Here is an 8,499-nt window from a genome sequence, read left to right on the forward strand (position 1 = left end):
GTCATGATCTTTGAGATCGTGAAAATTCTCTCTATAATTGAGAGTTGTGTTTTGACATAGAAATCGTCCACCATGTTCGGTCTGATTTTGTGTCTCTCTCTTAATAGCTCGATTATTCTGGTTTGGGCTACTGGCACGTCACCTGAATTTTTAACTGATACGGAAATATTATCTACATGGGAAATGCCCACGATCCTTTTTTGAAGTGTGGTATAGGGCAGTAAGATTACGTCATCCTGGTCTTTGCCACTGGGGGTCTGTCCAATGGGACTCATCACTCCAATAACCTTAAATGAGTTATTTCTAATTCTCACGGATTTACCAATAGGATTCTGATATCCGAAAAGATTATTCGCTACGGTCTTCCCGATAACGCAGACTCTTGCATCACTTAGGACATCTTTATTATTGAAGAAGTTTCCCTGGTCTGGAAACCAATCGTTAATATTTATGAAGTCTGTTGACACACCTACGATTGTTGTGAACCAGTTACGATTACCTGATACTACAGTCGCTGCTGTATCTATGATGGGAGAAACAAACGTCACCATACTCAGGTTACGTATGGCATCCGCATCTGCCGCGGTCAGGGGATTTTTGATATTTGATCTTGTTACGATACCAGTTCCAGCTCTCTTCCCGTAATTGACTATTAAAGAATTTCCTCCAAGGTTGGTTAATTGTTCTTCTATTATAGTCTTAGCCCCTTGCGTAAGTGCGACGAGCGTTATTACTGCAGCAACGCCAATTATTATGCCGAGTGTGGTGAGGACCGAGCGTAATTTGTTTGACATCACTGCATCATACGAAATTTTAAATGCCAATAAGAGGTTCATTTTTGTAATTTTTTCTAAATAGTATATGTAATTCTGGCCTGATTAAATCGAGTAACCAAGATAAACAAAAATTATTGAACCTTATACAATTTAGTTTATGCATCATTATCATGACAATTTTGCCTTTAAGCATTTGGAATTATAGTAGTATTCTTATCGGTTTATATGGTCTATATTACTACCACTGCATTCTATTAATTTATTTTTGTCCAGATATTCCTTAATTGCGTTCGCAAAAACCAGGTTAGCCTTGGAATTTGGATGGTTGTCTGTTCGAAAGATACTATATTCCGAAATTTTCGTTCCCTCGAATGAAGGAGTGAGATCAACATAATAGAGGCCACTATTTGTTACTATACTCTCCAATTCATGCTGTTCGCTTGGTGTTATTCCCAGATTTCCAACCACTATTGGAATCTTTTTTTCAGTGCTGAATGCACCGATCATCGAGAAAACTTTACGCATGTAATCTACTTGCTCCTCTGTAAAGGTGGAATTACCATCGATTCTCTGATTTTTATGCATATCTTTTTTCCCAAGGTTCTTAAGAAATTGTTTAAGGCTGCTTATTGCGAACGATTGAAAAAAGAATGGATGCCCTTTTTCTTTTACCTTATATGTACCTTCAAACAGTTTGTCTGGTGGGCTTTCAAAGTCGTTATATTCGCAAAAACCGATTACAATCATGTCAGGATCCCAATCCATTATCCTCTTTCTTATAACAGCCCAATATTGGCTTAAATAATATCCTCCTACTGCGAAGTTTATGAATTCATAATTCTCGCTCGGACAGCTTGTCTTGAATTTTTCTTCAAGTATCGAGTGATAAGCATCTTCGATATTCACACCTGCTGGCATAGTTAAGGAATCTCCGACAACAGCCACCCTTATGGTATTTTTTGGTTTAGTCATCGAATATTCCTTATCCCGAAGTCCTTCGGAGTTGGTTTTAAATCTGGCCATCTTGAAGTACGTATTGAGGTTTGGTTTGAGTTGGTAAACGATTTCTCGATCCCGAGAAGGTTCTATCAGTCCAGATAGACCTAGCGGGGTGACACTATTCATTTTTTCATAATTCAGGCTATCACTGCCGAAGATAGTATAGCGATAGGAGATCTCAAGCACTATGAATGATAATATTGAGGATAATACGAATATTGAAATCTTTATCAATAACCCTTTCTTGATCATTAGTTTCGCTCATCGAGGGGTAGAGTGTAAGCCTCTCTGATGTATGTTTCAGGAATCCTGGAATAATATAATATATTAGCATCAAATAAGCATATTATTCTAACTTGTAGAGATTGTTCTCTATTTTACATTTAGGGATCTAAGCTATACAATTTTTGTAAAATTTAATGACTAAAATCAAAATCTGCGGGATTACTAATTTAGATGACGCTTTTTTAGCTTTAGATTTAGGGGCCGACGCCCTTGGGTTTATTTTCTACAGGGATAGCAAGCGATATATTAGTTCAGAAGATGCGTTAAGGATTATCTCGAAGCTCCCCCCATTTGTCACGACAGTTGGGGTTTTTGTAAACCAAGGTGTGGAGGAGCTTAAATCTATGAAAAGAGAAATTGGGTTTGATCTTTTTCAGCTTCATGGAGACGAAGAACCAGATTATTGCAGAGAGCTAGGTAATTCAGTTATTAAGGCAATAGGAGTAAAAGATTGCATAAATCAGGACGATATCGACTCTTTTCCCGTACAAGCTTTATTATTTGATGCATACTCAACAGCGGAATTTGGAGGCACAGGAAGAAGTTTTAATTGGGGATTGCTGAAGGGTATAGCGTTATCAAAGAGCGTTATTCTATCGGGTGGACTTACCCCTGAGAATGTTGCCGAAGCTATCGATATTGTCAATCCCTATGCGGTTGATGTCAGCTCGGGTGTGGAAGACTATCCAGGAAAGAAAAACCCAGTTAAGTTAAAGGCATTCATAGCGGCGGTAAGAAATGGAGACTAGGTTAAGACTACCCGATGAAATGGGGCATTTCGGAAAATTTGGGGGAAGATATGTATCTGAAACACTTATGCCTGCTCTCCTGGAACTAGAGAGGGCTTATCGCCAAGTAAAGGATGATGCCAGATTTAGGGATGAGCTAAATTATTATCTAACTGAATATGCTGGTCGGCCGACCCCCCTTTATTTTGCAGAAAGAATGACGAGGAGACTAGGTGGCGCGAAGATTTACCTTAAACGTGAAGACCTAGCCCATACCGGCGCACATAAGATCAATAATACGATAGGTCAGGCCCTGCTCGCATCGCGTATGGAAAAAAGGAGGGTAATAGCTGAGACTGGAGCTGGACAACATGGGGTCGCCACTGCTACAGTCGCCGCTTTGCTAAATATGGAATGTGAAATATTTATGGGTCTTGAAGACACAAAGAGGCAGGCTATTAATGTATTCCGGATGAAACTACTGGGTGCGAAGGTTAATGAGGTCAAGTCTGGCACCCAGACACTGAAGGATGCGATGAATGAGGCCATGAGGGATTGGATAACGAATGTGAGGAACACATTCTATATAATTGGAAGCGTTGCCGGTCCTCACCCCTATCCCATGATGGTGCGAGACTTTCAATCTATTATTGGACATGAGGCAAGGAACCAGATATTAGACAAGGAATCTAGGTTGCCCGACCTTCTTGTCGCATGCGTAGGCGGGGGATCTAACGCAATGGGGCTTTTCTACCCGTTTCTGGATGATGAAGAGGTAAAAATGACTGGGGTCGAAGCTGCAGGATATGGACTCGAGACTGGAAAACATGCGGCCAGCATAGCCGCCGGCAAATTAGGCGTTCTTCATGGCAGTAAAACATATATCCTACAGGACAGTGACGGGCAGGTAACGGGTACACATTCGATAGCGGCTGGTCTTGATTATCCTGGTGTTGGGCCTGAACATTCCATGCTAAGTGATTTAAAAAGAGTTTCTTACACCGCTGTGACTGATGACCAGGCCTTAGAGGCATTTAGATTCCTTTCACAAACTGAGGGTATAATTCCTGCCCTTGAAACCGCCCATGCACTAGCCCATGCGATGAAAGTTGCACCGACTATGCCGAAGGATTCGATAATAATCATCTGCCTTTCGGGAAGAGGTGATAAGGATATCCATACTGTTTCCGGCACGTTAGGTTAACTGATTTATCAGTAGTAATTCATCTAAGAGAATTACCTTCCCTTTCTAAATAATCAACAGGTACTTGATGCTTCTATGACTATGGTATAAAATCGTGTACGAGGTGGGGATCTCTATTACAATATACTTTAAGGACATTCCTTTGACTTTTAGGAAGAAACAGTTAAATTCCCAGTATGTTATTTCCCCCAATTGCAGATTTGAAATCTCACATTTAGATATAAAATCTCCTTTAATCAAAATAACCCCCACAGAAATTCCCCGTCACAAATTAGATGATAATGAGATCGGTTTTATATAGTGTTCCCAGGTAACAGAGATGAGAATTGAACGAAAATTTCAGGAGCTCAGTGAAAAAGGTAGAGCGGCATTGGTAACATATATTACAGCCGGTGATCCATCACTTGAACTAACCCCAGATATTGTGTTTCGGCTGGAAAAAAGCGGTGCTGATATAATAGAGCTGGGTGTACCCTTTTCTGATCCAATGGCCGATGGCCCCGCAATCCAACTGGCTTCTGAGAGGGCGCTAAATAGCGGAACAACCCTCCATGGGGTTCTTGATGCGGTTAGAAAAATTAGGAAGCATTCTGAGATACCACTTTTGTTATTTGGTTACTATAACCCCTTCTTTGCTTACGGGTTAAAAAAGCTGGCAACCGATGCGAGTGAGGCAGGCGTGGATGGAATACTAAGCGTTGACCTGCCTCCAGAAGAAGCGGAGGAATTTAAGATTCATACTGATGATAAGGGACTTAATCTGGTTTTTTTATTGGCTCCTAACAGTACTGTTGAGAGGATTAATCTGGTCGCCGAGTATGCAAGTGGATTTGTATATCTGGTGTCCGTTACAGGCGTAACAGGAGAGAGACCGAATTTGGATTATTCGCTCGAACCTATTATTGATGAGATAAGAAAACATATCAGACTTCCGGTCGGAGTCGGGTTTGGTGTATCAACTCCTTCACAGGCAAGCAAAATCGCAAAGCTGGCGGATGCTGTGATTGTTGGGAGTGCGCTTGTAAGGATAATTGAAAAAAATGGTGATAATAAAGTTTCATTGCTTAGTAAAATTGGAGAGTTTGTAAGTGGCTTGAGCAAGGCCTGTGACAAGGAAGGAATCAATCATAGAGGTCGGAAAGTAAACTAATGATGTGATGTACATATGCAGGACGAACTTAGAAGATATTTGTTTATAGGTGATTTTGATTCATTGCTCCATGGGCTCTTCTCGAAGAGAGGTGAAGTAATTTGGGTGAGCTCGATTGAAGAAGCGTTAAATCAAACCGGGAATTTTACCATGATCATGATTGAAAAGAATTATTTTTCCAACGATGTTTCTAAGGAAATTAATGTACATTATCCAAACACCCCAATAATTGTGAGTGATATCGATAGGCCGTCAGAGCCTCCTCCCTGGGTCAGATTTGTTCCATTTAACGAGATACTTTCGGGTCAAATTGCAAGAGAGGAGAAATTCGCAAAGACTGAGCTTAGGGTGGAAGAACTGAGGAGAGTGCATAATGGAGCGAAAAAGATGTTGATACTGCTCCATTACAATCCCGACCCGGATGCAATTGCCAGTGCTCTGGCACTGAGAACGTTGCTAAAGAGGAATCGGCAGACCGCTATAATCGGTCATCTTGGAGAGAAGGTGTCGCGCCCTGAAAACGTAGCGATGATAGAACAGCTCGATATCGACCTGGAGGAACTCGATAATAAAGATATTAAAGATTTTGATTCAATAGCACTTGTTGATGTCCAACCACCGTACTTTGGCAATATTCTTCCCGATGTCGATAGTGTTATTGACCATCATCCTCAGGTTGGCTCTTTTAAGTGCAGGTTTTCTGAGATCAGGTCTGAAGAAGGGGCAACATCTACGATTTTGACAAGCTTCCTCCGTGCAGCTCAGGTTGAGATATCAGAAAGGCTTGCCACATGCCTTCTTTATGGCATTAAGACCGATACCGTGTCACTAAACCGCGACGCAAATCCCGATGACATAGATGCGTTTACCTTTCTTTATCCTCATGCAAACCTGGGATTATTAAGGAGGATTGAAAGGGCGGAGATTCCGCCTTCCGAGCTGAAGTGCTTCGGGAAAGCACTGGCGGACCACTGGATATCGGATGGCATTTTCTTTGTTAATCTAGGCAGGGTCAAGAGGGAATATTTAATCCCCAAGATGGCTGATTTTGGCATTCAGGTAAAGGGGGTTGGCTGGTCTATTGCATTTGGAATAATAAGCGACTCTTATCTTGTAATCTCGGTAAGAAATGTTGGTTTTAAGAAAAGCGCTGGCCGTATTGTCAGGGATTTGTTTGGAGAAATTGGGAGCGCTGGAGGACATAGGTCTGCAGCTAAGGCGGTCATATCCTTGCGAAAAATAAGAAATATCATAGGAAAGGGTTCGCAAGAACGCATAAGAAAATGGCTAACAAAGCAGTTTTTAAAATCAATAACTGAAAATTCTAACGAACAGAGTTGAAGCAATTAAGCACATAACTAGTTGAAGTCGAGGGAATCAGTATGGATCTTGTTCAAAGGGAAAATGTATCACTCGTTGTAATTGACATGCAGGAAAGGCTAATTGGTGCAATTCCTGAAGAAAAACGTGAACCAACCATAAAAAACGCGGCACTGCTGATTGAAGCGGCTAAAACTTTTGCGATGCCGATAACCGTGACTGAACAGTATCCAAAGGGATTAGGTCCCACAATCGCTGAAATTAAGGATCGCGTTGGAGACGGGTTCAAACCGATTGAGAAGGTGGTTTTCAGTTGTGCAAGATCTCCTGAATTTAAATCGGTGATTGAGGAAACACATAAGCGCCAGGCGCTTATTTGTGGGATAGAGACTCACGTGTGCGTGCTTCAGACCGTTATAGATATGATTAATAATGGTTATGTGTTATACGTCCCTGCTGATGCGGTCGCATCTAGAAAAGACCTTGACTGGGAGAAGGGCCTAAACCTCATAGAAAAGGCCGGAGCAGTTGTTGGAACAACAGAGACATTCATATTTCAGCTGTTGGAGCGCGCTGGGACTGAGGAATTTAAAAAGATTTCAAAACTTCTCAAGTGACCTCCTCCGAATCTTCATCCTTCGACTGGGCTCAGGATGCACGGTTTGGATATACATTATCCTATTAAGAGAGTATAAAGCCGTTCACACTGAGCCTGTCGAAGTGTGAAAATCGATGCGACTTAACATCATTCGACACTCCCATCCACCGCTATATCGATATACTAAGGACTCACTGCTCGGGATGAGCTGATAGCTAATCCAATAAACAGTTTGGATTAATGGCATTATGTTGGTGTAAGGTTATTACTCCTTAATAAAGGAGACGCGCCACTTTTAAGGTAATGCGGGGTTTGGAAACCCCGCCTGTCCATGATTGACCTAGAAAAGGGCAATCACACGATCACGTCAATCAAAGTGTCCCGCTATGTTTTCTTGACAATGGTCAGCTATAGGTCGGAACTCTCCTCTTCAGCCATGACTGGATAATTGAATGAACTCATGAGCTCTAGGTTGATTAGCGCCTGAGAACCAAAATCTGCAACCGTGACAGGTGTACTATCCTTTTTTAGGATTGACCCCTCAGATGATAGAGACGACCGAACCGTCTCACAGAGCCTGCACGCCTTAACCACAGCCTTTGTTGCCACAATGCGTTCAGTTTCGAATGGCATTTCTTTTCCTTCTCGCTCTTAATATATCGGTTAGAAGCCATAAAATCAGGAACGGAATATAGTAGAAGAGCATTATTTGGAGTGCCGATAATAAATCCTTGTTTATCATCCATATGATAGAGTCGAGAAGAGTCACAGAACAGAATACGATGATTGATCTCGTGTGGTCATCTGAAACCCTTTTCTTAAATAGCCAATGTGCTCCACGTGTGAGTATTGTGACATTGATAAAGGCTCCGAGGAGACTACTAATCATTTCAAAACGTTAGTTGTTTCAATCACAATTATAACGTTGTAATAAACAAGAATCCTGTCGGTAGTGTTCTAATACCAGAATGGTCCACCGTAGAATGGTCCGCCATACCAGAAACCATCATCGGCAAGCGTAAAATTAGACCAATCCTCGTAAGCCTGATTTTGACGTACAGCATCAATATATGTCTGCTGCATGTAATTTATCACTTCATCCGATACGCCCATTTCCTTGAGCTGTACCAATTGGCTGGCCTGAATCCTGTAAACAGTGTGAGATTGTTGGATCTTATTGATTATTATCTCAGGAGGTAATCCAGCTTCAGTCATTTCTACAACTTCTTTAACCGTCACAGGATCAGGAGGCGGACCGACTGGATTTCCAGACAATGCGGCACAACCGATGTAGATTATAAGGCTGAAGATAATGAATAGCTTTAAGACAACGGCCTTATGCGCTATGAATTTTTCCTTTTTGATTTGATTATTTGAATCTGCTTTAAAATCTGACTTGGTTCTTATCATCTTGCTCCTCCTTAGAATTTTTGTTTTTT

9 protein-coding genes are annotated in these 8,499 nt (G+C 41.5%); 5 read left to right on the plus strand and 4 right to left on the minus strand.

Translation table 11 applies throughout. The features are described 5' to 3' along the window. The coding region (locus tag VGA95_00470) for an ABC transporter permease (GenBank protein ID HEX9665018.1) at positions 1–794 on the minus strand (794 nt) is incomplete at its 3' end. Positions 795–989: 195 nt separating this feature from the next. Then, the gene (locus tag VGA95_00475) at positions 990–2,027 is read right to left on the minus strand and encodes an SGNH/GDSL hydrolase family protein (protein HEX9665019.1); all 1,038 of its coding nucleotides are present in this window, start codon (positions 2,025–2,027) and stop codon (positions 990–992) included. A gap of 167 nt (positions 2,028–2,194) precedes the next feature. Here VGA95_00475 and VGA95_00480 point away from each other — a divergent pair, with 167 nt between their 5' ends. From VGA95_00480 to VGA95_00500, 5 genes are all read left to right on the plus strand, one after another. Next, a complete protein-coding gene (locus VGA95_00480) occupies positions 2,195–2,809 on the plus strand; it encodes a phosphoribosylanthranilate isomerase (GenBank protein ID HEX9665020.1) in 615 nt (204 codons plus the stop codon). After that, positions 2,799–3,992 carry a tryptophan synthase subunit beta gene (gene trpB / locus VGA95_00485; GenBank protein HEX9665021.1) on the plus strand — a complete coding sequence of 398 codons (1,194 nt, stop codon included), beginning with the start codon at positions 2,799–2,801 and terminating at the stop codon, positions 3,990–3,992. Before VGA95_00480 ends, trpB begins: the two co-directional genes overlap by 11 nt. A 319-nt stretch (positions 3,993–4,311) precedes the next feature. Further along, positions 4,312–5,142 (plus strand): tryptophan synthase subunit alpha, encoded by an 831-nt coding sequence (trpA, locus tag VGA95_00490; GenBank protein ID HEX9665022.1) that lies wholly within the window; start codon positions 4,312–4,314, stop codon positions 5,140–5,142. A 15-nt stretch (positions 5,143–5,157) separates the two neighbouring features. Further along, a complete protein-coding gene (locus VGA95_00495) occupies positions 5,158–6,483 on the plus strand; it encodes a DHH family phosphoesterase (GenBank protein ID HEX9665023.1) in 1,326 nt (441 codons plus the stop codon). Between the two features lie 41 nt (positions 6,484–6,524). Continuing rightward, positions 6,525–7,079 carry a hydrolase gene (locus VGA95_00500; protein HEX9665024.1) on the plus strand — a complete coding sequence of 185 codons (555 nt, stop codon included), beginning with the start codon at positions 6,525–6,527 and terminating at the stop codon, positions 7,077–7,079. A gap of 389 nt (positions 7,080–7,468) precedes the next feature. On the opposite strand, the gene VGA95_00505 is transcribed toward VGA95_00500, so the two are convergent. Continuing rightward, positions 7,469–7,693, minus strand: a complete 225-nt coding sequence (locus tag VGA95_00505) for a hypothetical protein (GenBank protein HEX9665025.1) — start codon at positions 7,691–7,693, stop codon at positions 7,469–7,471. Between the two features lie 324 nt (positions 7,694–8,017). Continuing rightward, positions 8,018–8,499 (minus strand): hypothetical protein (locus tag VGA95_00510; GenBank protein ID HEX9665026.1); only part of this gene is annotated, 482 nt, incomplete at its 5' end.

The organism is Thermodesulfobacteriota bacterium, from assembly GCA_036397855.1.
In the GTDB taxonomy this organism is placed as follows: Bacteria; Desulfobacterota_D; UBA1144; order Nemesobacterales; family CSP1-2; genus DASWID01.